Source organism: Parasedimentitalea nitratireducens, assembly GCF_057444295.1.
This window is the reverse complement of record NZ_JBYAXC010000003.1, coordinates 428,053-450,666: the sequence shown is the minus strand read 5'-3', so window position 1 is coordinate 450,666 and position 22,614 is coordinate 428,053. Positions and strand designations below refer to the sequence as shown.

Sequence of the window (22,614 nt, the reverse complement as noted above, 5' to 3'; positions counted from 1 at the left end):
GCATTGCTGGCCAAGACGGCAACGCTAATCAAGAATTCCTGCAGCACCTTGGCTACATATATTTTTCCCGGCCAAGAGGCCGGGCAGAAATTCGATTACTTCTAGGTTGGGCATTTTTGGCAGGCTCTGGCAATCAGAGTTGTTAAAGCTACTGGACCTGCGTTCCTGTTAGATCGCTGGTGTTCTAGGCGCCAGGAAGACATTCGGGAACTGGTGAGTTGCTGAGGGATTCCGCAGCCATCGGGCAAAGGGTGACCTGATTGCGGCCTGCGTTTTTTGCGTCGTACAAGGCTCGGTCAGCGCCAGCGATCAGATTTGGCACGTTGGTTTGCTCATCAAGCGCTGAACCACCGTTGGGCTTTCCGCCGCCAATGATCACTCCGATACTGGCGGTAAGATGAATAGGCTGGTCAATGCCCGGTGCGATAAAAGGCGTAGCGTTGATAATTTGGCGTAGCTGATCAGCAACTTCGCAGGCAGTGGCTTCGCCTATTCCGGGCATGACAATCATGAACTCTTCACCGCCGACCCGCGCAAGAAGATCGACTGGGCGGACCTGTTTCAACATTCTCTTTGAGGCCTCGATCAAGACAGCATCCCCAGCAGGATGGCCAAAGCTGTCGTTGATCTGTTTGAAGTGATCAAGATCAACGATCATCAATGCAAAGTTTTCGCCACAGTTCGATGCATTGCGGGCCACTCTGTCCAAAAATGGCTGTGCATAGCGGCGATTGTGCAGGCCGGTCATCGGATCTTCGTTAGCAGCACGCATTTCGCTGCGCACGGTGTCGCGTAGCCGATCGCTGCGCACCTTATAGAATAGCTGCGTAGACAGTCTGATGGCCAGTTCTTGAACGTTGAACCCCGATTGCAGAACATCATGGGCGCCCCGATCAAGAGCTTCGGCCGCGACATGTGAGTTGGCGGGACTTGGGATTGCAATCACTACCGAGTTTCGGGTTGCCGCCCGGGCACGAAGATCGGCGATCAGTCTCAGGCCTGGCCCGACTTCTGCTTCATTTAGCTCGACTACAATGACGTCCGGCACAGGTTCCGTCATCAGCAGTTTGATGTCGCCAATCTGATGGGGGTGCAAGTGATAAGGGACAAGAGACTGCAGGCGAGCAGTCCACTGGTTTGCCGTATGGAGATCATGCGCAACAAGTGCAATTTTGGCACCGCGAATTTCGGTCATGAGGTCCCCGTCAGACAGGGGGAAATCCAGAGATTGGGCCGCGACACTCTGCAGGTCTTCGCTGTTACTGCGGTTGCGAACCAAACTGCGTATGCGGGCCTGAAGGATTACATCATCTACGGGTTGAACCAATACATCATCAAGACCGGCTGACAAAGCTGCGATGCGACTGGCGCCATCATTCTGTGCGGAAATTGCGATAACGGGTACATTGGCGAGAGTTTCATCGGATGCGATGGCACGCTGAATGTCGATTGCATCACCGTCAGGCAGAGACATGGAGGTCAAAACGAGATCTGGGCGACATCGCTGTGCCACTTGGAGTACGTTTTCTACGCAGTCAGTCTGGACCACACGATAATAAGCGGCCGAAAGTTGAACTTTCAACATGATGCGGTTGGTCGCAACGCCGTCTATGATCAGTATGGTGCCTTGCACGTGATCGCCTTTCGCCCTTGCATCTCGACTTTCCCAGAGTCTTTATGACAGGAGTTAACAAACCCTTTCCCAACCCCGTAAAAGTGTCATTAAATGCCAGTTTCCGCTCACTCTGCCGAAACCCTTGCTCTTCAGGCGCTGTCCTGGTTGGTGGGGAACCAGGATTTACTGCCCGTTTTCCTAGGCGCCTCAGGCGCCAGCGAATCTGATCTGCGCGAACGCGCCGCCGAGCCCGAGTTCTTGGGCTCGGTTCTGGATTTCCTGATGATGGATGACGCCTGGGTGATCGCCTTTTGCGATGCGCAGGGTGTTGCCTATGAGACGCCGATGCAGGCGCGGATGTCGCTGCCGGGTGGTGCGCAGGTCAACTGGACCTGATAGACAGCGCCTGACCACAGCGATTCACCAAGGACCTCACATGCCGGTTGATGCTCTTCTGTTCGACAAGGACGGAACCCTGTTCGATTTTGCCGCCACCTGGAATGGCTGGGCCGCGGATGTCATTCAAGAGCTTGCAAAGGGGCAGCCAAATGTGGCTGCGACACTGGCGCGGGTGCTGAGCTATGACCTTGAAACGGGCGAGTTCGGCCGCGACAGTATCGCCATTGCCTGTTCCAACCGCGAGATCTCCGAAGCGCTGGCGCCACATGTGGATCACATGGATGTGGCTGGCCTAGAGCATTTTCTAGCCGTCAGCGCCGCTGATGCAAATCTGGCCGAGGCGGTGCCGTTGGCGGCGTTCCTTGATGATCTTCTGGCCCGTGGCAAGGTATTGGGTGTGATGACCAACGACGCTGAAATGTCGGCGCGTAGCCAATTGCAGCGGGCCGGGGTGCTGGAGCGATTTGCCTTTGTTGCCGGGTTTGACAGCGGCCATGGGGCCAAACCGGATCCGGATCCGTTGTTGGCCTTTTGCAAGGCGGTGGGTGTTGAACCCGACCGCACGGCGATGGTTGGAGACAGCTGCCATGATCTGGAGGCTGGTGAAGCTGCCGGTATGCGCAAAATCGGTGTGTTGACCGGTATGGCGCTGCACGAAGATCTGGCCCCGCACGCTGATGTGGTTCTCCCCAATATCGGTCACATCCCCACCTGGTTGGACAGCTAAAGACAGGCGCAGAGATTCGCCTCTGCGCCTGCGGTTTTTCGAGAACTGGGCACTTCTGTCCAGAATTCGTCTTCTGCGCCGGATTGCGCTGTAAAAACGACATGGGATGTCGTGATTGAAGCGGCGAAAATACTAAGAATTGGGCCTGCTGGTTATGTTACTATGACCAGGGAGGCGATTATGGCGGATGGAGCACGTAGGCGGCGTGGCGGAGGCCGGGCAGGGGCGGCAGCCCGGCGTGGCAAGGCTGTTATTGAGCAAATGCCATGGCAAATCCCTGTCAATGTAGACCGTCCAACCGAACCGCTGGGTCCCGAGGGTATAGCCGCGATCCACGAAGGCGCCTTGCGCATCCTCGAAGAGATCGGTGTGGTGTTCCTGAACCCCGAAGCGCTGGCGATCTTTAAACAGGCAGGCTGCAAGGTAGACGGCGATCTGGTCAAGATGGACCGCGATTTTGTGATGGAGATGGTGGGCAAGGCCCCCAGCACTTTTACCATGACGCCGCGCAACATTGATCGTACCCTGCCGATTGGTGGCAATCACATGCTGTTTGGCAATGTCTCGTCGCCGCCCAACTATTGGGATCTGGAGCTGCGTAAAAAAGTCACTGGCACCCGTGCCCAATGCCAGGACCTGCTCAAGCTGACCCAGTATTTCAACTGCATCCACTTTGCCGGTGGCTACCCGGTTGAACCGGTGGATATCCATGCCTCGGTGCGGCACCTGGATGTGCTCTATGACAAGCTGACGATGTGCGACAAGGTGGTGCATGCCTACTCGCTGGGGGCGGAACGCGTCGAAGATGTGATGGAGATGGTCAAGATTGCGGGCGGGCTGAGCGAAGAAGAATTTCAGGCCAAGCCACGGATGTACACCAACATCAACTCGACCTCGCCGTTGAAACACGACTATCCGATGATCGACGGCTGTCTTCGGATGGCACGTCGGGGGCAGGCCATTGTGGTCACACCCTTTACCTTGGCCGGGGCGATGGCCCCCGTCACCATGGCAGGTGCTGTGGCGCAATCCATTGCCGAGGCGCTCTGCGCAATTGCCCTGTTCCAATACGTGGCACCGGGGACGCCCTGTATGATCGGCACCTTCACCTCAAACGTCGATATGAAAAGCGGTGCGCCGGCCTTTGGTACACCGGAATATATGCGCTCGACCCAGATGACCGGGCAGATGGCGCGGTTCTATGGATTGCCTATGCGCTCCAGCGGTGTTTGCACCGCCAATGTGCCCGACGGGCAGGCGATGTGGGAGACCTCGAACTCGCTCTGGGCGGCGGTGCAGTCAGGCACCCATATGGTTTACCACGCAGCCGGATGGCTTGAGGGCGGGCTGATCGCCAGCCCTGAGAAGTTCATCATGGACTGCGAGGTGTTACAGCAGATCCAGCGCTATATGCAGCCTGCGACCTATGCCACCACAGCTGACAACATCGCGCTGGATGCCATCAAAGAGGTCGGCAACGACGGCCACTTCTTTGGTATTCAGCACACCCAAGACCGCTATACCGAGGCGTTCTATCAGCCTTTCCTAAGCGACTGGCGCAACTACGAGGCCTGGGAGCAAGCCGGAGGTGAGTGGACGCCACAGCGGGCGCATAAAGTGTTCAAAGACATTGTTGCCAACTTTGAGGAGCCGCCGATGAAGGACGCAATTCGTGGTGACCTGCAAGAGTTTGTGGCCCGGCGCAAAGAAGAGGGCGGTGCACCCACCGACTTTTGACGTCACACAAACAATTTGCGGAGCATGGGGAGAAAGCTGTAGGTAGCGCAGCAATTTTAATCACCAGGAATTTCCCCATGCCCACCAGCTCTGCAATTCAAATTGGTCAACGCCGAAGCCTGTTGTTTGCTCTGGGCGCTGTTTCAGGTTTGGCCATGTGGGTCTTGGTCGACAACGCAGACAACCCGGATATTCCGCCATCCCTGTTTCTGGCGCTGCTTAGTTTCATCGGCAGCTATGCCAGTCTTGCATTGGCGTTATCTGGGCCGGTTACGGTCAAACGCGCTTTGATGAGCGCGCTGTTGCTGGCGGTGCCTTTCACCGTTCTCACCTCGATTGCGGGACTGCGGTACGAGAGTGCCATGGAGGTGCTAGAGCAGCCGGTATTGGTCAGCCTCAGTCTTTTGTTCCTGCATCTATCGATCCCGTTTTTGATTGTAACATTGCAGAACAGACAGGCCTGGAGAGACTACGGTGCGTTGTTCGACGCGGCCTGGGCGCTCACTGTGCGCTATTTGGCGGCTTGGGTCTTTGTTGGTTTGTTCTGGCTTATGATGGCGCTGTCAGATGCGCTGTTGTCCTTGGTCAATATCGAAGTGATCGAACGGATCTTTGATACCGGTTGGCTGGTGTTTGCGCTGAGCGGAGGCGTTCTTGGGCTGGCCATGGCCGTGGTGTTTGAGCTGCGAGACACGGTGTCTCCATACCTGCTACTGCGCCTGCTGCGCCTGTTTGTGGTGCCCGTTCTGGCGGTTATTGCTCTGTTCCTGGCAGCGATCCCACTACAGGGCCTGTCGCAGGTCTTTGGAGACTTCTCTGCTGCGACCCTTTTGATGAGCGTTGCCATGGTAATGCTGACCTTGATTGCTGTGGTACTGGAGCGCGATGACGCCGAAATGCGACCCAGCTTTACCATCATCACCTCTACCCGGATCATGGCCATCCTGTTGCTGATGGTCACTGGGCTGGCGGCCTGGGCGATCTGGGTTCGGGTTGCCGATTATGGCTGGACCCCAGACCGAGTGCTGGCCGCCTGTGTCAGTGCAATTTTGTTGGCCTATGGGCTGCTCTATCCTCTGTCGGTCATGCGGGGGCAGGGCTGGTCAGCTCGGATCCGGAAAATCAATGTGTCTATGGCCTTGGTGACAATTGCGATTTCGGCGGCGTTGTTGACCCCGCTGCTAAATGCCGAACGGATTTCTGCTAACAGCCAGATCGCACGCTATGTTGATGGGCGCCTACAGCTATTGGAACTGCCGGTCTGGGAACTCGAGCACGACTGGGGGCAGGCGGGCCATGCCGCACTTGCGGGTCTTGAGAATGGCCCCAAGGGGCAGGACCCCGAATTGATCAAGCGACTGGCCGATATGCGCAACTCAAACAGTAAATGGGGCTTTGACAATGAAGTCCGCAACCGGACGTTAGCGCAGGTCGCCACAGAGCTGGTCGAGCTTTTGCAGGTTCTTCCATTGGGGCAAAAGCTTGAGGCTGAAGATTTGGAGGGATTACGCCTCTATGAAGTTCAAACGTGGCTTTCGGGCTGTCAAAGGCTGCTTGCTGATGGTCGCCCAGGCTGTGTTCTGGTAATGGGCCAATTTACCCCGGAAACAGCTCGCAGCGGGGTACTGCTGTACCGAAGGGGCGGTATAGGGCAACGAGTTGATATTGAGGCACTAACATTTGATGACACCGGTGACGCAAGTTGGAAACGCGCACTGATGTTAAATGCAAGCGAAGGCATAACCTTGAAAACATCCGACTTAGAGGCAATACTCGACGGTAACTATTCAATTGGCCCCAGCTCCCTAAGAGCACTGCATGTTGGCGGTATCGAAATCCTGCCACGGCCCTAGGCCTCAAATTATTCCGTCCCAAAACAGATAACATTTTAAATGTAGGGTCTTTCTTAAGGTTCACATGTCAACTGTTAGTCACTTTAAAACGAGGGGCCATCTTATGCATGGGCTGATTAACAGGGCAATTCAGGCCTTTGTCTGCAGCACTTACGGTGACACGCGCTGGCGCGAAGTGACAGATGCGGCTGAACTCGGGTTTACCGAGTTCGAAGCGATGCTTATTTACACAGACGAACAATCCCAGAAACTTCTTAAGTCGATGGTGCAGGTATTAGAACGCCCGTTGCCAGAAATGCTTGAGGATATGGGAACATTTCTAGTCTCCAATCCTCAAGTTGAAGCCCTGCGCCGACTATTGCGGTTTGGTGGGGTGAACTATGTGGAATTTCTGCATTCGTTGGACGATTTGCCAGATCGGGTGCGTCTTGCTGTTTCAGATCTGCATCTGCCAGCGCTTGAACTCATCGAAATCGCGCCAGGTCAGTTTAAACTGTTGTGTCAGGATGGGTTGCCCGGCTATGGCAGCGTCATGATGGGTGTGCTGCGTGCAATGGCCGATGACTACGGCGATCTGGTTATTCTGGAACATTCCGGAAGCCAGGATGGTGCCGAAGTGATTTCGGTCATGTTGGTCGAGACCGACTTTGCCGAGGGTCGCGCCTTTGACCTGGGGGGCGCACACTATGATAAGTAATAGCCAGCTCGCTGATATTGCGTCGAAAATCGCACCCATGTATGTCATGTTGGACGCGGGTGGAAACATTGTGCATGTTGGGCCAACACTGCAGAAACTGCGCCCCGATCAAAACTGGATCGGCAAGCCGTTTCTTGAGGTGCTTGAACTAAAGCGCCCACGTTCCGTTCAGAGCATGTCTGATTTGCTGCGGACATCGGGCGTAAAGCTGCACATGCAATTCCGGGATGAGCCTCAAACCGGGCTCAAGGGCGTTCTTGCACCTTTGCCAAACGGTGAAGGGGCTTTTGTCAATTTGTCCTTTGGGATTTCCGTTCTGGACGCTGTGCGAGATTATGATCTTACAAGCGCCGATTTCTCGGCCACAGACCTGACCATCGAGATGCTCTATCTGGTTGAGGCCAAGTCGGCTGCGATGGAGGCGTCACGGCAGCTGAATACCCGTCTGCAGGGGGCAAAAATTGCCGCCGAAGAACAAGCCTTTACCGATACGTTGACCGGGCTCAAAAACCGCCGGGCAATGGATCATATCTTGTCGCGTATGATCGGGACGCAGCGCAATTTCTCATTGATGCAAGTCGATCTGGATTTCTTCAAGGCGGTCAACGACACCTTGGGTCATGCGGCGGGCGATGTCGTGCTGCAAAAGGTCGCCAGAGTCATGGTTGACTGTACCCGTTCAACCGACACCGTTGCGCGCATCGGTGGTGATGAGTTCGTGTTGATCTTTGATGGGCTGGTGAATCAGTCGCGGCTGGAAAATATTGCAAACCGGTTGATCGAGAACCTAGAAGAGCCGATTCCATACGAAGGTCAGCTGTGCCGAATTTCTGCAAGTATCGGAACGGTACTGGCGCCTGTCGGGGTTGAGGTCGATGCGGCACGTTTGCTGCACGAAGCAGACGTCGCGCTTTATGCCGCCAAACGCGCAGGGCGGGCTTGCCACCTATTCTACAAGCAGGGAATGGACAGTGAAGGATTTGGCGAAGTGGAAGAGCCAGATTCTGCCAATGGCGTCGTATCAGCCCCTGACGAGACGGTCGTAAAGCCCGAACAGCGCCCGGCTGGTTAAGCTGGGCAACGCCTGTGTTGCTCTGATTCAAAACAGCTAGGTAGCAGGGCAATTCGCTGCCACTGTTCGTTTTTGCTGTCGCTTTTCCAAAGCGCTTCCGGCGATGGCACTTTCAGCAGGTCGGGCCGAGAGGCGGCCTTGATGTGACTGAACTGGTGATGCCCTAAAAATCCAGCAATGGCCCGCAGTGCGTCGAATGTTTGCAAACGATTGGGGGAAATGGCAGCCCGTACGAGAATCGAACTCGTCTTTCCAGGTTGAAAACCTGGCGTCCTAACCGATAGACGAACGGGCCACTTAGCGTGTGAGCCGGTATTTAAATAACAGGCATCGCAGACGCAAGAGGGTATTTGACGAAAGTGAAAATCTTTTTGCAATCGGGTGGGGGAGCGCCGATTAGTCCCCATGCCAGTCAAAATGTCATTTATTTACATAGCTGTTGCAGTGTTCAGAGTTGATCTGGATCGAACAGCACAACGACAGTCAGCCGGGTCGGGCTTTGTCGAATACTAGCGTATTGGAGAGTTCACCATGGCAGCCCGTACGAGAATCGAACTCGTCTTTCCAGGTTGAAAACCTGGCGTCCTAACCGATAGACGAACGGGCCACGCTTGGTGTGAGCGGGTATTAGGAAATCCCGCCCTGCGCCGCAAGTGGTAAAATGCAGCAAAAAGAAATTATTTTCTCAGGGCTGCGATCCTAACCAATTCTAGGCAGATGCCGCATCTTCAAGGCGCAATTGCGCAGATTGACGCCCGCCCCACGTGTTTATCTCCAAGCGGCCGGCAAAATGGAATTTGGCGCCACCATGATCCAACAATGTTGGGCCCAGGGGGGTGTCAAATGCGCCAAAGCAGATCGCATCGATACCGCCGCTCAAACCGTCGCTCAGCGAAAGTTTTAGATGTGATTCCCCAATCCGTTTGGCAAATCGGATCTGAAGGTTGGGAAGCGCGTACCGCGGTGCCGGGGCACCTGCTCCAAAGGGGCCAGCCTGTTCGATCTGTTCAATCATCTGAACACTGGCTGCGCCGGGCATCAACATGCCATCAAGCTTCAGATCCGCAGGCCCGAGATCTCCAGCGCCTTGCTTCTCCAGCAATTCGGTTAGCCGCGCCATCGCCGGTTCCAGTTGTTCGCGTTCCACGCTCAACCCGGCCGCCATCTTGTGACCACCGCCCTTGTTCAGCAGTCCCTCGCTGGCCAACCGCTGGATCGAGGCCCCAAGGTCAATGCCGCTCACGGACCGGCCCGATCCTTTGCCTTCGCCGCCTTCTAGGCCAATCACCACAGCTGGGCGGCCAGCGGCTTCTTTCAGGCGCGAGGCGACGATACCCACCACACCCGGGTGCCAGCCCTCACCAGCGGCCCAAACCAGCGGCGCGTCCAACCCGCGCGCTTCGGCTTGCTCCATTGCAGCTGCGCGCACAGCGTTTTCAATCTCGCGGCGTTCGGTGTTCAACTGATCCAGCTTCTCGGCAATAGACGCGGCCTCATCCGGGTTATCAGTCGATAACAGCCGCGCGCCCAAATCCGCCTTGCCAATCCGCCCGCCGGCATTGACCCGAGGGCCAAGCATAAAGCCCAGGCTATAGGTCGAGGGTGCCGAATCCATCCGCGACACGTCGGCCAGCGCCACCAGGCCGGGGCGTTGCCGCCCGCCCATCACCTTTAGTCCTTGGCGCACCAGTGCCCGGTTTGCGCCAATCAAGGGCGCAACATCCGCAACGGTTGCCAGCGCCACCAGATCCAACAAAGCTATCAGGTCGGGGCCTGTGTCATGGCCAGCTTCACGCAGTTGGCGTCGGGCCTCGACCAGCATCAGAAACACAACACCAGCGGCACAGAAATAGCCCAGTTCGCCATCTTCGTCCTGACGGTTTGGGTTCACCACTGCCACACAGTCGGGCAGGGTCTCTCCGCCCAGGTGGTGATCCAGCACCACAACATCTGCGCCTTTGGCGGCAGCAATCGGCCCATGGCTTAGGGTGCCGCAGTCGACGCAGATGATCAGGTCGTGATCCCGCGCCAGGGCTGCCATCGCCTCGTCATTGGGGCCATAGCCCTCGTCGATCCGGTCGGGCACATAGAGTGTTGCGTTCAGCCCCATCTGCCGCAACCAAACCAGCAACAAAGCGGCTGAACTGCCGCCGTCCACATCATAATCTGCAAAAACCGCAATGCGTTCGCGTTTTTGTACGGCGGCAATGAAACGCTGTGCCGCCACTTCCATGTCCTTCATGCGACGCGGGTCAGGTAGCAATTCCTTCAATTGAGGTGTCAAAAAGCCCTGGGCCTCATGCGCGGGTACGCCGCGTCGCGCCAGCACCTGACAGACCGGGGCAGGGATCTCGCTCTGCTGGGCCATCATCTCGGCGGCCCGTTCAACATCAATTCCCGGTCCCAGCCAACGCCGTCCGGTCAGCGACTGTTCAACACCCAAAAAGCTCATGATTTGCTCCCAATGCACAAAGGCCGGACCCATGCGGACCCGGCCCTTCTTAGTTGTAGCGTACTCTTGCGCCCATCTGGGGTGCAAGGTGCTTCCTGCTGCAGTCTTACTGGTGTGGCGCCAGCGGAGTGCGGTAAGACATCCGACGTACCGAACCGGTGCGCGAGCGCATCAGCAGGGTGGTGGTTTCAACCCAGCCCGGGCTGCGCTTGATCTCGGGCAACAGCGAGCCACCAGTCACGCCAGTGGCGGCAAAGATCACATCCTGAGTGACCATCTCATCGCGGGTGTAGACACGGTCCAGATCGGTGATGCCTGCCTTGGCTGCGCGGCCTTTTTCATCGTCGTTGCGGAACAACAAGCGACCAAAGATCTGTCCGCCCATGCATTTCAGTGCAGCAGCCGCCAGAACACCTTCGGGTGCGCCGCCTTGGCCCATGTACATGTCGATACCAGTGGTTTCGCTTTCGGCGCAGTGCATAACGCCAGCCACATCACCATCGGTGATCAGGCGGATCGAAGCACCGGTTTCACGCACTTCAGCGATCATCGCTTCGTGGCGTGGGCGTTCCAGAATACAAACTGTGATGTCGCCGGTGGCACAGCCTTTGGCCTTGGCCAGGGCCTCAACCCGCTCACGAGGGGACATGTCCAGATTAACAACACCCTCGGGGAAACCTGGACCGATGGCTAGCTTGTCCATGTATGTATCTGGTGCGTGCAGCATCGAACCGCGAGGGCCCATGGCAATCACGGTCAGGGCGTTGGGCATGTCCTTGGCGGTCAGTGTGGTGCCTTCCAGCGGATCCAGCGCGATGTCCACGCCGGGGCCTTTGCCGGTGCCAACTTCTTCGCCGATGAACAACATTGGAGCCTCGTCGCGCTCACCTTCACCGATGACCACAACACCGGCGATGTCCAGCAGGTTCAACTGCTCGCGCATGGCGTTGACCGCCGCTTGGTCAGCTGCCTTTTCATCGCCACGTCCTACCAGCGAGGCCGAGGCCAGAGCCGCTTGCTCGGCAACACGGGCCAGGCCCAGCGACAACATCCGGTCGTTAAAAGCAACGTCAGGGGTGTTCGAGGTCATGTAAATATCCTGTCTCAATCATAGAGGGTCGCCCGTCGCATACCCTGTGCAGGGCAGGGCGGGCAAGGGCCGATAGCGATCACGGCGGCCGATATTGGCCGTGCGTTGAGGATTTGCACTGATTTTAGCCGTTTGGGCCGAAATCAGAGCTCTTCAATGCGCAGGGCAACCGGGGCGCCGTCCACCACATCGCTGACTTCCAGGGCGTCCAGTGCCACATCCAAAGTGGCCCGTGTCACCTTGTGGGTGACGATCAGTACCGGAGCAGTGGGTTCAGAATGGCCATACTGGCGCATCCGGTCGATGGAGACCCCGGCATCCCCCAAGGCGGCGGCAACTTTGGCCAAGGCACCGGGTTTGTCCTGCAGGTTCATGCGCAGATAGTAAGGTGCAGGCAGGCCGGTTTGGGCTGCTGGGATGTCTTGCAGCCCTGTTGCAGGCTGGCCAAAGGTCGCGATCCGCAGGCCGCGTGCCAAGTCGCAGACATCGCCCATCACGGCGCTGGCGGTAGGGCCTTCGCCTGCACCGGGGCCACGCAGCACTACCTGTTCTACGGCATCGCCTTCGATCACCACCATATTGGTGCCGCCTTCCAGCTGCCCAAGTGGTGAATTGGCCGGCACCAGGCAAGGCGACATACGCTGTTCCAGCCCGCGCGCTGTCCGCTGGGCCACGCCCAGCAGTTTGATGCGGAAACCCATATCAGCAGCTTGGTTGATGTCTTCCAGGGTGATGCGCTGAATGCCTTCCAGTTGAACCCGGTCAAACGCAGGCTTCGATCCAAACGCGATAGAGGCCAGCAGCGCCAGTTTATGTCCGGCATCAATGCCGCCCACGTCCAGGTTGGGGTCCGCTTCCAGATATCCCAAACGGCCGCATTCTTCGAACAGGGCATTGTAGCCCTGACCTGTGGCCTGCATCTGGGTCAGGATATAGTTGCAAGTGCCATTCATCACGCCCATGACGCGGGTGATCTCGTTGCCTGCCAGACCTTCGGTCAGCGACTTGATCACCGGAATACCGCCTGCAACGGCAGCCTCAAACCGGATGACCTGTCCGTTGGCCTCAGCCTGTTCAGCCAATGCCTGGCCGTGAATGGCCAGTAGTGCCTTGTTGGCGGTGACCACATCCTTGCCCGCAGCCAGTGCGGCCTCGGTTGCGGTTTTGGCTGGGCCTTCGTGGCCACCCATCAGTTCGACAAAGACATCCACATCGTCGCGCACAGCCAGCGCCACCGGATCTGTTTCCCAGGCATATTGGCTCAGCGAAATGCCGCGATCCTTGTTGGCGTCGCGGGCAGAAACAGCCGAGATTACCACCGGACGCCCGGTGCGGGCCTCTAGCAGGGCAGCCTGGCGGCGGATGATTTTAACCACACCAATACCGACGGTGCCCAAACCTGCAATCCCAAGACGAAGCGGCGTAGTCATAGCTGGTGATCCCTTGTTCAATACTTCAGGCTCCGCATTATCTGGAACTTAGCCGCTACGCAACGGCGCTCAGCTGCACTGTAGCTACTGGGGAGCAATTTCTAACAGGTGTACTCCTATTCGAGCGGCTCCCGTACCCAACAGAACCCTCGGCAAAGCCGAGGCTACCATTGGCTTTTGGGCCCGGCACCGCATAGCGGTGCCGGGCCCAACGGGAGGAGGGCATCAAAGATGCCAGACGACGGGCTGGAGCGCTTGTTAGGATTTTTGGGGACTGAAGTGTGCGTGCAGCAGGATTGGGGCGCGGTTAGTTTGCCGCTGCCTTAAGGGCATTTGCACGGTTTTTTAGACGCGAGCTGCGCGCAGCCAAGTCCTGTTGCAACTCTTCACTCTGTGCGCCTGGCAAAGGCAATGGCGCTAGGGCTTGATCCAACGGGACCAGCTTTGGGTAGTCGGTGGATCTCAGGTCGGGGGTCAGCTGCTCTTCCAGCTCGGGCACGCGGGTGCAGGCGGTGCAGGTCAATGCCACAACGGTCAAGCTAAGCGTCAAAACTTTTGAGCGGGTCATGATACCGGATCCTTTTGCTTCGCCTTTGATGCAATGTAACGGGAAAAGGCGCAAGCAGGGGTTTTTTCTGAACATCTGTTCAGATACAATAGGGCATGGCACGTACTCAGGGTTCTCATTCCGGCATAACAGGCCCGCGTATTCAGGACGCGGCGCTAAAGCTGTTTGCCCAGCACGGGTTTGCCGCGGTCTCGATGCGCCAGATTGCGCGCGAAGTAGGGGTGCAGGCGGGCGCTTTGTATAATTACACGCCAGACAAACAAAGCCTGCTGTTTCGCCTGATGGAAGGCCATATGACCGAGTTGCTGACAACTTGGGCTGAACAGCGCGGCAGCGGCAATGCACTGACCCAGCTCGAAGCTTTCACTCGGTTTCACATTCGCTTTCACATGCAAAGGCCCGATGCGGTTTTCATCGCCTATATGGAGCTGAGAAACCTGTCGCCCGACAATTTCACCGCCGTCGAATCCCTGCGGCGCGAGTATGAAGATACCCTCGAAGCAATCTTGAAACAGGGGGTGGCCGAGGGGACGTTTGCAATCTCGGACACCAAAATTGCAACGCTGGCTGTAATTGCGATGCTGAATGGGATCAATACCTGGTACCGGTCCGAGGGGCGCCTGTCGCTTGATCAGGTCGAGACCACCTATTGGGACATGGTGCGCCGGGCGATGGCGGCATGAAGCCCACTGTGCTGATCACCGACCGGCTCCATAGCGGTGATTGGCGCGATCTCACATCTTCTGAATTGGCTGCGCTGTTTGCACCTGTGGTTGTTGAGTTTCTCCCCAACAGTTTCCAATCACGTACAACCGAGACAGACCAGCGGGCCTTCCTGTCCGGCTTGTCACAACAGGCCGAGGTTTTTGCCCTGTATAATATGCAGAACGTTGGGGTTGGTCTGCTTGTCCTGTCGGGGGCTCCTGGTGATCACACCGAGCGACACCTTGGGTATCTGTTTGCGCAAGACAGTTGGGGGCAAGGGTTGGCCACCGAAATGATTGCCGGACTGCAAGCCATTTTCCGTCACACCGGCACCAGATTGAGCGGCGGCGTGATGAAGGGCAACACGGCTTCAGCGCGTTTGTTGCAACGGGCGGGTTTTGACAAAGAGGATAGCGGCGAGGACGTCATCTATCGGTGGTCAGACCCTGATGATAAGGCAGGCCCGCAGGTCTAAGAGTTCAACACTCGAAAACTTGAGTTCAGGAACGCCCTAGGTGGCACAGAAGAGCCCGAGAGCTCAACTGCCATAGAGATCTGGTACAAGGGTTTCAGCAGATCGTTTTAGCGTAGCCGGGTCCGTACCTGCGGGTAGCATCGGCCCGTACAGTACGTCATATTGTCCACCCAGTTTCTCCAGCACCTCAGCAAAATAGCGAAGTGATGCGATCATCGCACCAAAATGATCGTTGCGGCCGCTGACAAAACGGGCGCAGGCGCGAAGTCGATAATAGGCGCTGGAATTCATCGAGTTGAGCGCGGCAGGAATAATAGGGGCCTGGCTGATCTTTGAGACTTGGCTGGCCCCCCGGCGCCAAGCTGGTTCAATCAATCGCCCATCATGACAGTCGGGAACCCTGCCCGAGCCAAAAATTAACAGAGCGCCCCCGTTTTGCACATGGTCCAGCATGTCCTGCCGTGTCTGACTGCCAGATATGGCCCGGTTGGTTTTGTTGATCGTTACCGGAATGATGCTTTTAGGGCCAAGAAATTTCTCGGCTTCGCGATTGGCAACCACTTTTAGATCCGGTCGCTTTTTGCTCAGAGCAGCGGCATGAGCGACAAAGTCAAACATCCCGGTTGGGTGGGTGGATGCGATAACAACAGGACCTGATTCTGGAATATGCTGCAAACCCTGGGCCTTGATCGTGGTCCCGCCTTCGAGCGACAACAGAGCCTCAATCAGATCTTGCCCATTCAGCCCATCCAGTTGTTCAAGGCAGTCTTCGCTTTCTCGTAATGCAAGAAACGGGCGTCCAAATAAGCCCCGGCCCAAGGCGTCACTGGAATGTATCAGCCCGCGGATGAGTTTGATTACAAGCGGGTTGTCGCCTTGAAGGTGGAGCCGCTCTTTCATGGCGCGGTCCAACGGACGATTGACTGCAACTTGTCGCTTCACAGGAAAAATCCCAATACATAAAAACAGTCACATAGGCCCGGAGAAATATTCCGACCTGCTGGAATGAGAATGCTCACCCCTGTTGAAGGTGAGCATGGCAGTTTGTTTCGGCGATTTCCAGTGAATTCACCTTTGCGCTATTTCCCCAGGCCGTTCGTGTGTCAGTGGGCGGGTCGGATAAAGCTGCCGTTGCGCAGCTCGGCAAAGGCCTGTTGCAGCTCGGCTTGGGTGTTCATCACAATTGGCCCGTGCCACGCAACCGGCTCATCAATCGGCGCACCTGAGATGAGCAGGAACCGCACGCCTTCGGGGCCTGCCATCACCGTAACCTCATCCCCGCTGCCAAAACGGACCAATGTACGGTCACCAGACATATCGCGAATGTGCAGCTCTTCGCCCGCCACTTCTTTCTCCAGCAGCACCCCTTGTGGAACAGATGCATCGGAAAACGCTGCCTGACCCTCGAACACATAGGCAAAGGCGCGGCGGTAGGTATCGATTTTAAAGGTCTTTTTGACCCCGGCTGGCACATAGACATCCAGATACTGCGGATCAGCCGCGATGCCGTCCACGGGCCCGCGTTTACCCCAAAACTCACCAACGATCACCCGCACACGGGTGCCGTCATCATCAATAACCTCGGGGATCTCTTGGCTGGCGACATCCTGATAACGCGGCGCTGTCATTTTTTGTGCACTGGGCAGGTTGCCCCACAGTTGGAATCCATGCATCTGGCCCGCCGCGTTGCCGTTTGGCATTTCCTGATGCATGATCCCGGACCCAGCGGTCATCCACTGCACATCGCCAGCGCCCAGGGTGCCCGAGTTACCAAGAGAGTCCGTATGCTCGACGCTACCGGACAGCACATATGTGATGGTTTCGATGCCGCGGTGGGGATGCCAGGGGAACCCTTTCTCAAAGTCCTCGGGGCGTTCGTTGCGAAAATCATCAAACAGCAAGTAAGGATCCAACTCGCTGGGGTCCTGAAATCCAAAGGCGCGGTGCAGCTTGACGCCTGCGCCCTCCATGGTTGGAACAGCGTTGCGGGTTTCCAAAACGGGTCTGAGCGACATGGGTGGTCTCCTGATTACTTGCGTTGCCCTACATGTAAGTGTGCAGCTGTGCGTGGCAATTGGCGTCAGGGCGCGGATCCTGTGCGCTTGTGCGCAGCTATTCGCTGAAATCTGCGGCTTATTGCGGCAGTTTTGGAAAGGGGCTTGAAACCTATGCGGCGAATTATCTATTAATCTCGGAAATCGGAGAGGTCCGGTCGATAAATTATCTATAATTTTCCTGTGGGAGATCACATGTTGGACGCTAGCCCTATCCGCAATGACTGGACCCGCGAGGAAGCGGAGGCGATCTACAACCTTCCTTTCATGGATCTTTTGTTCCGCGCGCAGACTGTGCACCGCGAGAATTTCGACCCCAATCAAGTGCAGAAATCCAAACTGCTGAGCATCAAGACCGGTGGCTGCGCCGAAGATTGCGCCTATTGCTCGCAGTCGGCCCGCAACGGTGCGCAACTGTCGGCTAGCAAGTTGATCGAAGTTGAACGTGTGATTTCCGAGGCCCGCAAGGCCAAAGAAGGCGGTGCGACACGCTATTGTATGGGCGCTGCTTGGCGTTCCCCCAAAGACCGTGACATGGCCGCGCTGGAGGCGATGGTCAAAGGTGTCAAAGATCTGGGCATGGAAACCTGCATGACACTGGGCATGCTGGACGAGGAACAGGTGTTCCGGCTGCGCGATTCCGGCCTCGATTATTACAACCACAACATCGACACATCCGAGCGGTACTATTCAGAAATCATCACGACCCGCACCTTTGCGGATCGTATCGACACCCTGAACAAGGTGCGCGAGGCTGGTATCAAGGTCTGTGCTGGTGGTATTGTTGGCATGGGTGAGCAGCAGATGGACCGCATCGACATGATGCTGGCCCTGGCCACGCTTGAAGAACACCCGGATTCGGTGCCGGTCAACATGCTGATCCCAATCGACGACACTCCGTTGGCCGATGTGGCCAAGCTGGACCCGATCGAATTTGTCCGCACCGTGGCTCTGGCCCGTATCCTGATGCCTAAGTCCCACGTGCGTCTGTCCGCTGGTCGTACCGACATGAGCGACGAGATGCAGGCCATGTGCTTCTTCGCCGGTGCCAACTCGATCTTTGTCGGTGAAACCCTGCTGACCGCCGACAACCCGGAAGAAGATAAAGACAGCGCGCTGTTTGCCCGTCTTGGCATTACGCCTATGGCGGTTGGTTGCGACGGATCTAAATGAGCACGGGCGCTTTCCCGCGCCATCAAAAGGCGCTGGACGCACTCAGGTCGCGGGGCCGCTATCGCAGCCTGATGCCCCGCGTCGGGCATGACTTTGCCTCAAACGATTACCTTGGTCTGGCCGGGTCTGACCTGCTGCGCGACGCCGGTGCCGCTGCGCTGGCGCGTGGCGTTCAAGTGGGGGCAGGCGGTTCTCGTTTGCTGCGCGGCAATGACAATGAACATCAACTGTTGGAGAGTGAAGCTGCCGCGTTTTTCGGCACAGAAAGTGCGCTGTTCATCAACGGTGGCTTTACCGGCAATATGGCGATTTTCTCGGCATTGCCGCAGCACGGCGATCTGGTGCTTTACGATGCGCTGATCCACGCCAGCACCCATGACGGCATGCGTCTGGGCCGGGCCGAGACCCGCAGCTTTGCCCATAACGATGTGTCCGCTGCCCAAGACGCCATCGCCCAGTGGCGCGCCGAGGGCGGCACCGGCCAGATCTGGATCGCGGTTGAGGCGGTTTACTCCATGGATGGCGACTGTGCCCCGATTGCGGAACTGTCTGACCTGGCGGCCCGCGAAAATGCCGTTCTGGTGCTGGACGAGGCCCATTCAACCGGCGTGTTTGGTGATCAGGGCAGGGGGCTGGGCCATGCCATCGCCCATTTGCCCAACATGCTGTCGCTCCACACCTGCGGCAAGGCTTTGGGTGTCTCAGGGGCCCTGATCTGTGGGGCCTCGACCCTAATCGAAACCCTGATCAACAAGGCCCGCGCCTTTATCTTTGCCACCGCACCATCCCCGCTGAACGCCGCCCTTGTGCGTGCCGCCTTGCAAGAGCTGCGCGATAACCCAGCGCGCCAGCAGCAGGCTTGGGAGCTGATCCACCACGCTCAGGCTGAGGCCGAAAAACACTGTGGGCTCAGCGGCTTTCAAAGCCAGATCCTGCCCGTTGTCATGGGTGATGACAAACGCACCATGGCTGTGGCCAGCGCTCTGCAGGAACGCGGCTATGATATTCGCGGCATCCGTCCACCCACCGTCCCACGCGGCACCTCGCGCCTGCGGATCTCGGTCACACTGAACACATCAAAGCAGGTGATTTCCGCGCTGTTTGCTGATCTCGCCCAAGAACTGGAGGCCGCGGCATGAGCGCCATTGTCGTTACAGGAACCGATACCGAGATCGGCAAAACCGTGTTTTCCGCCGGCCTAACTGCCGCGCTCAATGCCACCTACTGGAAGCCGGTGCAATCCGGTCAGGAAGAGGAGACCGATAGCCAGATCGTCAGTCGCTTGTCTGGTCGCCCCTCCTTGCCCGAGGGCTATCTGCTGCAACTGCCAGCCTCGCCACATCTGTCGGCCGAGGCCGAAGGCGTCGAAATTGATCCCGACACATTGGACCTGCCGCAGGTTGACGGCGTTCTGGTGGCTGAAGGTGCAGGTGGCCTGATGGTGCCGCTGAACCGCGAGGTTCTGTACCTTGACCTCTTTGCCCGCTGGGGGGCGCCGGTGATCCTCTGTGCCCGGACACAGTTGGGCACAATCAATCATACGCTTTTGTCGCTGCGGGCTCTGCGCAGTGCGGGATGTAATGTGGTTGGCGTGGCGTTCATAGGCGAGGCTGAAGAGGCGGTCGAGGACACCATTTGCCAGTTCGGCAATGTCGCGCATTTGGGGCGTCTGCCGATGATCAACGGACTAAACGACGAAACAGAAGCGCCTGACCTTGGGGAGGCGCACCGCGCCTTCCCGGGGGGAAGGTCAGGCGCGGGCCGACCTGGCGGTCGGGATAAGAAGTGCAATGAACTCCTCGCCGCTGCATTCGCCCAACACATCGACCTCGACACGATCAAAAAGGCGATCCAGTCATGAGCGCATCTGAACTGACCCAGCTGGAATTCGACCAACAGCACCTGTGGCACCCCTACACAAACGTCACGCAACCGGGACCGACCTTTGTGGTAAGGGAATCTCAAGGAGTTCATCTGACACTGGATGACGGCTGCCAATTGATCGACGCGATGTCGTCTTGGTGGTGCATGATGCACGGGCACCGTAACCCACGGGTTACCCAGGCGATGCATGACCAGCTGGACAAGCTGCCCCATGTGATGTTTGGCGGGCTAACCCACGACCCGGCGATCAATCTTGGCCGCAAGCTGCTCGAGATCACACCAGACAGCCTGACCCGCATTTTTTACTGCGACTCCGGCTCGGTCTCGGTCGAGGTGACGATGAAAATGGCTGTGCAATATCAACATGCTATGGGATTTCAAGGGCGGTCGCAATTCGCCACGGTACGGTCCGGTTATCACGGCGATACCTGGAAGGCGATGAGCGTCTGTGATCCGGATACTGGCATGCACCACCTGTTCCAGGGCGCACTAAGTGTGCAGCATTTTGTCAATCGTCCACCGATCCGGTTGAACGAGGACTGGAATGACGATCCTGCGCAAAACGGTCTTGCTGAATTGCGCAGCGTGCTGGAAGGCAACAAGGATAAGATAGCCGGTTTCATCCTTGAACCCGTGGTGCAGGGAACGGGGGGGATGTATTTCTACCACCCCGAGTACCTCAATCAAGCCCGTGCGATCTGTGATGAACTGGGGATTTTGCTGATCTTTGACGAAATCGCCACCGGTTTTGGCCGCACGGGTGAAATGTTCGCCACCGATTTCTGCACCATTGAGCCGGATATCATCAGCCTGGGCAAGGGCCTAACTGCAGGGCATATCTCATTTGCTAGTACCATGACCAACGACCGGGTGGCCGAGGGGATTGGTGGTGGCAATCCCGGAATCTTCATGCATGGTCCCACCTATATGGCGAACCCATTGGCCTGTGTCGCGGCGCTTGCCTCGCTGGAATTGCTGACTGAACAAGACTCGCGCGCAACCGTTTCTGCCATCGCCAACCAGATGACAGCCGAACTGGAACCGGCTCGCGCCTTGCCAAATGTGGCTGATGTGCGGGTGCTGGGCGCAATTGGCGTGATCGAGATGAAGCATCGCGTGTCGGCTGATCAGGCGCATGGGCTGGCCCGCGAAATGGGCGTGTTCCTTCGTCCCTTTGGCAAAAACATCTATACCATGCCCCCCTTTGTCACCACGCCGGACCAGCTGACACAGATCACTGACGGCATGCTGCGACTGGCGCGAGAGCTGTAATGGCGTTTCGCTGGCTCAAAAAAGGACAGGGGCACGACGCCATCGTTGTCTTTGGCGGCTGGGCGGTGGGCGCGCAGGTGTTCGACCACCTGACAGGCGACTTTGATGTTCTTTTTGCCAGCGATTACCGCGATCTCAATTGCGATCTTCCAGACCTGTCGGTCTATGAAGGCGTCAACCTTGTGGCTTGGTCCTTTGGTGTCGCCTCTTATGCACATTGGCAGCAGGGCCGGGACGATCCCTTTACCCGGAAAATTGCTGTGAACGGCACCCTGACCCCAGTCAGCCGCCGAACCGGCATTCCTCCGGTGGCCATGTCCAAAACCATCGAAACCCTGAGTGACAAAGCCTATCAGCTCTTCCTGGCGCGTGTCTTTAACGCCCGCCAACCCCAAGCAGAAATCGACGTGACCGCGCGGCGTGATGAGTTGTTGGCGATAGAGGCGCGGGGCGACGCGCCCGATACCGACTTTGATCGGGTGTGGATCAGCACCGAGGATAAGATTTTCCCGGCGGTGAACCAGACACGCGCTTGGCCACAAACCAATGTGCAGCAGATCACGGCTCCTCATGCGCCATTCGCGCAGTTTGCAACCTGGCAACAGGTGCTGGCATGAGAGATAGCCTGCTGTCGAACCTGAACCAGAACCGTGTGCGCCAGAGCTTTCGGCGCGGGTTGGAGAGTTATCACCAGCACGCCAAGGCCCAAGCGGATATCGCGGCAGATTTGGTGCGGTTGTTGCAAGAGCATGGCGCACCGGACTGCTTTGAAAACGTGCTGGAATTTGGCTGTGGCACCGGGCATCTGACCCAGCCGCTGATAAAGCAGTTCGATATGCACCACCTGACCCTGAACGATTTGGTGCCTGAGGCCGCGATAGGACTGAGCAGTCTGACCCAGGACCGGGCTGAGCGGACAGATTTCACCTTTGGACCGATTGAAACGCTGCCTTTGCCTCGGGAACTGGATCTGATCACGTCGGCCTCGACCGTGCAGTGGATTGATGATGTTGCAGCCCTGATGGCACGGCTTGCGTCACGGCTGTGCCCCGGAGGCTGGATGGCCATATCTGGTTTTGGCAAGGATCAGTTTCACCAGCTTCGCAGTCTTGGCTCGTCTGCTGCGGCGCCCAGCTATGCTGATCCATCTGACTGGGCAGGTTTGTTGCCTCAGGATATTGAGTTGCTGCATGTGAGCCGAGAGCCGGTCGATCTGATGTTTAACACCGCCACCGACCTTTTGCGTCACTTGCGTAACACCGGGGTCAACGCACAGGCCAAGCAACGTTGGAACCGTGGGCGGTTACAAGAGTTTGAAGACAACTATCGGAGTGAGTTTGGTCAGGACAGCAAACTGCCCTTGACCTATGACCCGGTGTGGATGATCGCCCGCAAAAGGCGGTAAGTCGCA

21 protein-coding genes and 2 tRNA genes are annotated in these 22,614 nt (G+C 57.3%); 14 read left to right on the top strand and 9 right to left on the bottom strand.

All coding sequences use genetic code 11. The annotated features are described in order from the left end of the window. Positions 1-184: 184 nt before the first annotated feature. Positions 185-1,633 (bottom strand): diguanylate cyclase, encoded by a 1,449-nt coding sequence (locus AC2T28_RS12845; RefSeq protein ID WP_486749386.1) that lies wholly within the window; start codon positions 1,631-1,633, stop codon positions 185-187. 93 nt (positions 1,634-1,726) lie between these two features. Here AC2T28_RS12845 and AC2T28_RS12840 point away from each other — a divergent pair, with 93 nt between their 5' ends. The 6 genes from AC2T28_RS12840 (at position 1,727) to AC2T28_RS12815 (ending at position 8,100) form a co-directional block, all read left to right on the top strand. Beyond that, positions 1,727-2,011 carry a DUF3572 domain-containing protein gene (locus tag AC2T28_RS12840; protein WP_486749385.1) on the top strand — a complete coding sequence of 95 codons (285 nt, stop codon included), beginning with the start codon at positions 1,727-1,729 and terminating at the stop codon, positions 2,009-2,011. Between the two features lie 40 nt (positions 2,012-2,051). Further along, entirely contained in the window at positions 2,052-2,741 is a 690-nt protein-coding gene (locus AC2T28_RS12835; RefSeq protein ID WP_486749384.1) for an HAD family hydrolase, read from the top strand. Positions 2,742-2,921: 180 nt separating this feature from the next. Beyond that, positions 2,922-4,478 carry a trimethylamine methyltransferase family protein gene (locus tag AC2T28_RS12830; protein ID WP_486749383.1) on the top strand — a complete coding sequence of 519 codons (1,557 nt, stop codon included), beginning with the start codon at positions 2,922-2,924 and terminating at the stop codon, positions 4,476-4,478. A 77-nt stretch (positions 4,479-4,555) separates the two neighbouring features. Beyond that, complete coding sequence (locus AC2T28_RS12825; RefSeq protein ID WP_486749382.1) at positions 4,556-6,331, top strand: DUF4153 domain-containing protein; 1,776 nt, start codon at positions 4,556-4,558, stop codon at positions 6,329-6,331. Positions 6,332-6,434: 103 nt separating this feature from the next. After that, the gene (locus tag AC2T28_RS12820) at positions 6,435-7,028 is read left to right on the top strand and encodes a heme NO-binding domain-containing protein (RefSeq protein WP_486749381.1); all 594 of its coding nucleotides are present in this window, start codon (positions 6,435-6,437) and stop codon (positions 7,026-7,028) included. After that, the gene (locus tag AC2T28_RS12815) at positions 7,018-8,100 is read left to right on the top strand and encodes a diguanylate cyclase domain-containing protein (protein WP_486749380.1); all 1,083 of its coding nucleotides are present in this window, start codon (positions 7,018-7,020) and stop codon (positions 8,098-8,100) included. Before AC2T28_RS12820 ends, AC2T28_RS12815 begins: the two co-directional genes overlap by 11 nt. Positions 8,101-8,320: 220 nt before the next feature. On the opposite strand, the gene AC2T28_RS12810 is transcribed toward AC2T28_RS12815, so the two are convergent. The 6 genes from AC2T28_RS12810 to AC2T28_RS12785 all read right to left on the bottom strand — a co-directional run bounded on the left by AC2T28_RS12810 (position 8,321) and on the right by AC2T28_RS12785 (position 13,640). Continuing rightward, positions 8,321-8,395, bottom strand: a tRNA-Glu gene (locus tag AC2T28_RS12810). 237 nt (positions 8,396-8,632) lie between these two features. Then, a tRNA-Glu gene (locus tag AC2T28_RS12805) sits at positions 8,633-8,707 on the bottom strand. Between the two features lie 102 nt (positions 8,708-8,809). Then, positions 8,810-10,552, bottom strand: a complete 1,743-nt coding sequence (gene recJ, locus AC2T28_RS12800; protein WP_486749379.1) for a single-stranded-DNA-specific exonuclease RecJ — start codon at positions 10,550-10,552, stop codon at positions 8,810-8,812. A 106-nt stretch (positions 10,553-10,658) separates the two neighbouring features. After that, positions 10,659-11,642: a class II fructose-bisphosphatase gene (gene glpX, locus AC2T28_RS12795; protein ID WP_486749378.1), complete on the bottom strand. Its 984-nt coding sequence runs from the start codon at positions 11,640-11,642 to the stop codon at positions 10,659-10,661. Between the two features lie 143 nt (positions 11,643-11,785). Beyond that, positions 11,786-13,072, bottom strand: a complete 1,287-nt coding sequence (locus AC2T28_RS12790; protein WP_486749377.1) for a homoserine dehydrogenase — start codon at positions 13,070-13,072, stop codon at positions 11,786-11,788. A gap of 307 nt (positions 13,073-13,379) precedes the next feature. Continuing rightward, positions 13,380-13,640 (bottom strand): hypothetical protein, encoded by a 261-nt coding sequence (locus AC2T28_RS12785; RefSeq protein ID WP_486749376.1) that lies wholly within the window; start codon positions 13,638-13,640, stop codon positions 13,380-13,382. A 95-nt stretch (positions 13,641-13,735) separates the two neighbouring features. Between AC2T28_RS12785 and AC2T28_RS12780 the strand changes: the two genes are divergently transcribed. Further along, entirely contained in the window at positions 13,736-14,323 is a 588-nt protein-coding gene (locus tag AC2T28_RS12780; protein ID WP_486749375.1) for a TetR/AcrR family transcriptional regulator, read from the top strand. Further along, the gene (locus AC2T28_RS12775; RefSeq protein WP_486749374.1) at positions 14,320-14,820 is read left to right on the top strand and encodes a GNAT family N-acetyltransferase; all 501 of its coding nucleotides are present in this window, start codon (positions 14,320-14,322) and stop codon (positions 14,818-14,820) included. The genes AC2T28_RS12780 and AC2T28_RS12775 overlap by 4 nt, the downstream gene beginning before the upstream one ends. 63 nt (positions 14,821-14,883) lie before the next feature. Here the strand turns inward: AC2T28_RS12775 and AC2T28_RS12770 are convergent, their stop codons facing one another. Both AC2T28_RS12770 and AC2T28_RS12765 read right to left on the bottom strand, forming a co-directional pair. Further along, positions 14,884-15,720: a 1-acyl-sn-glycerol-3-phosphate acyltransferase gene (locus tag AC2T28_RS12770; protein ID WP_486749373.1), complete on the bottom strand. Its 837-nt coding sequence runs from the start codon at positions 15,718-15,720 to the stop codon at positions 14,884-14,886. Between the two features lie 203 nt (positions 15,721-15,923). Then, positions 15,924-16,835 carry a pirin family protein gene (locus AC2T28_RS12765; RefSeq protein ID WP_486749372.1) on the bottom strand — a complete coding sequence of 304 codons (912 nt, stop codon included), beginning with the start codon at positions 16,833-16,835 and terminating at the stop codon, positions 15,924-15,926. Between the two features lie 234 nt (positions 16,836-17,069). Between AC2T28_RS12765 and bioB the strand changes: the two genes are divergently transcribed. The 6 genes from bioB to bioC are packed head-to-tail and all read left to right on the top strand — an operon-like array spanning position 17,070 to position 22,608. Then, the gene (bioB, locus tag AC2T28_RS12760; protein WP_486749371.1) at positions 17,070-18,047 is read left to right on the top strand and encodes a biotin synthase BioB; all 978 of its coding nucleotides are present in this window, start codon (positions 17,070-17,072) and stop codon (positions 18,045-18,047) included. Next, positions 18,044-19,186 (top strand): 8-amino-7-oxononanoate synthase, encoded by a 1,143-nt coding sequence (locus AC2T28_RS12755; RefSeq protein WP_486749370.1) that lies wholly within the window; start codon positions 18,044-18,046, stop codon positions 19,184-19,186. The genes bioB and AC2T28_RS12755 overlap by 4 nt, the downstream gene beginning before the upstream one ends. Further along, positions 19,183-19,908, top strand: a complete 726-nt coding sequence (gene bioD, locus AC2T28_RS12750) for a dethiobiotin synthase (RefSeq protein ID WP_486749369.1) — start codon at positions 19,183-19,185, stop codon at positions 19,906-19,908. The genes AC2T28_RS12755 and bioD overlap by 4 nt, the downstream gene beginning before the upstream one ends. After that, the gene (gene bioA, locus AC2T28_RS12745) at positions 19,905-21,203 is read left to right on the top strand and encodes an adenosylmethionine--8-amino-7-oxononanoate transaminase (protein ID WP_486749368.1); all 1,299 of its coding nucleotides are present in this window, start codon (positions 19,905-19,907) and stop codon (positions 21,201-21,203) included. The genes bioD and bioA overlap by 4 nt, the downstream gene beginning before the upstream one ends. After that, the gene (locus AC2T28_RS12740) at positions 21,203-21,820 is read left to right on the top strand and encodes a pimeloyl-ACP methyl esterase BioG family protein (protein ID WP_486749367.1); all 618 of its coding nucleotides are present in this window, start codon (positions 21,203-21,205) and stop codon (positions 21,818-21,820) included. Before bioA ends, AC2T28_RS12740 begins: the two co-directional genes overlap by 1 nt. After that, a complete protein-coding gene (gene bioC, locus AC2T28_RS12735) occupies positions 21,817-22,608 on the top strand; it encodes a malonyl-ACP O-methyltransferase BioC (protein ID WP_486749366.1) in 792 nt (263 codons plus the stop codon). The genes AC2T28_RS12740 and bioC overlap by 4 nt, the downstream gene beginning before the upstream one ends. Positions 22,609-22,614: the final 6 nt, after the last annotated feature.

What these genes read in the sequence shown, in the direction of transcription:
- AC2T28_RS12840 (WP_486749385.1), top strand. Translation starts at nt 1,727, where the DNA reads ATGCCAGTTTCCGCTCACTCTGCCGAAACCCTTGCTCTTCAGGCGCTG.
- AC2T28_RS12835 (WP_486749384.1), top strand. Translation starts at nt 2,052, where the DNA reads ATGCCGGTTGATGCTCTTCTGTTCGACAAGGACGGAACCCTGTTCGAT.
- AC2T28_RS12830 (WP_486749383.1), top strand. Translation starts at nt 2,922, where the DNA reads ATGGCGGATGGAGCACGTAGGCGGCGTGGCGGAGGCCGGGCAGGGGCG.
- AC2T28_RS12825 (WP_486749382.1), top strand. Translation starts at nt 4,556, where the DNA reads ATGCCCACCAGCTCTGCAATTCAAATTGGTCAACGCCGAAGCCTGTTG.
- AC2T28_RS12820 (WP_486749381.1), top strand. Translation starts at nt 6,435, where the DNA reads ATGCATGGGCTGATTAACAGGGCAATTCAGGCCTTTGTCTGCAGCACT.
- AC2T28_RS12815 (WP_486749380.1), top strand. Translation starts at nt 7,018, where the DNA reads ATGATAAGTAATAGCCAGCTCGCTGATATTGCGTCGAAAATCGCACCC.
- recJ (WP_486749379.1), bottom strand. Translation starts at nt 10,552, where the DNA reads ATGAGCTTTTTGGGTGTTGAACAGTCGCTGACCGGACGGCGTTGGCTG.
- glpX (WP_486749378.1), bottom strand. Translation starts at nt 11,642, where the DNA reads ATGACCTCGAACACCCCTGACGTTGCTTTTAACGACCGGATGTTGTCG.
- AC2T28_RS12790 (WP_486749377.1), bottom strand. Translation starts at nt 13,072, where the DNA reads ATGACTACGCCGCTTCGTCTTGGGATTGCAGGTTTGGGCACCGTCGGT.
- AC2T28_RS12785 (WP_486749376.1), bottom strand. Translation starts at nt 13,640, where the DNA reads ATGACCCGCTCAAAAGTTTTGACGCTTAGCTTGACCGTTGTGGCATTG.
- AC2T28_RS12780 (WP_486749375.1), top strand. Translation starts at nt 13,736, where the DNA reads ATGGCACGTACTCAGGGTTCTCATTCCGGCATAACAGGCCCGCGTATT.
- AC2T28_RS12775 (WP_486749374.1), top strand. Translation starts at nt 14,320, where the DNA reads ATGAAGCCCACTGTGCTGATCACCGACCGGCTCCATAGCGGTGATTGG.
- AC2T28_RS12770 (WP_486749373.1), bottom strand. Translation starts at nt 15,720, where the DNA reads ATGAAAGAGCGGCTCCACCTTCAAGGCGACAACCCGCTTGTAATCAAA.
- AC2T28_RS12765 (WP_486749372.1), bottom strand. Translation starts at nt 16,835, where the DNA reads ATGTCGCTCAGACCCGTTTTGGAAACCCGCAACGCTGTTCCAACCATG.
- bioB (WP_486749371.1), top strand. Translation starts at nt 17,070, where the DNA reads ATGTTGGACGCTAGCCCTATCCGCAATGACTGGACCCGCGAGGAAGCG.
- AC2T28_RS12755 (WP_486749370.1), top strand. Translation starts at nt 18,044, where the DNA reads ATGAGCACGGGCGCTTTCCCGCGCCATCAAAAGGCGCTGGACGCACTC.
- bioD (WP_486749369.1), top strand. Translation starts at nt 19,183, where the DNA reads ATGAGCGCCATTGTCGTTACAGGAACCGATACCGAGATCGGCAAAACC.
- bioA (WP_486749368.1), top strand. Translation starts at nt 19,905, where the DNA reads ATGAGCGCATCTGAACTGACCCAGCTGGAATTCGACCAACAGCACCTG.
- AC2T28_RS12740 (WP_486749367.1), top strand. Translation starts at nt 21,203, where the DNA reads ATGGCGTTTCGCTGGCTCAAAAAAGGACAGGGGCACGACGCCATCGTT.
- bioC (WP_486749366.1), top strand. Translation starts at nt 21,817, where the DNA reads ATGAGAGATAGCCTGCTGTCGAACCTGAACCAGAACCGTGTGCGCCAG.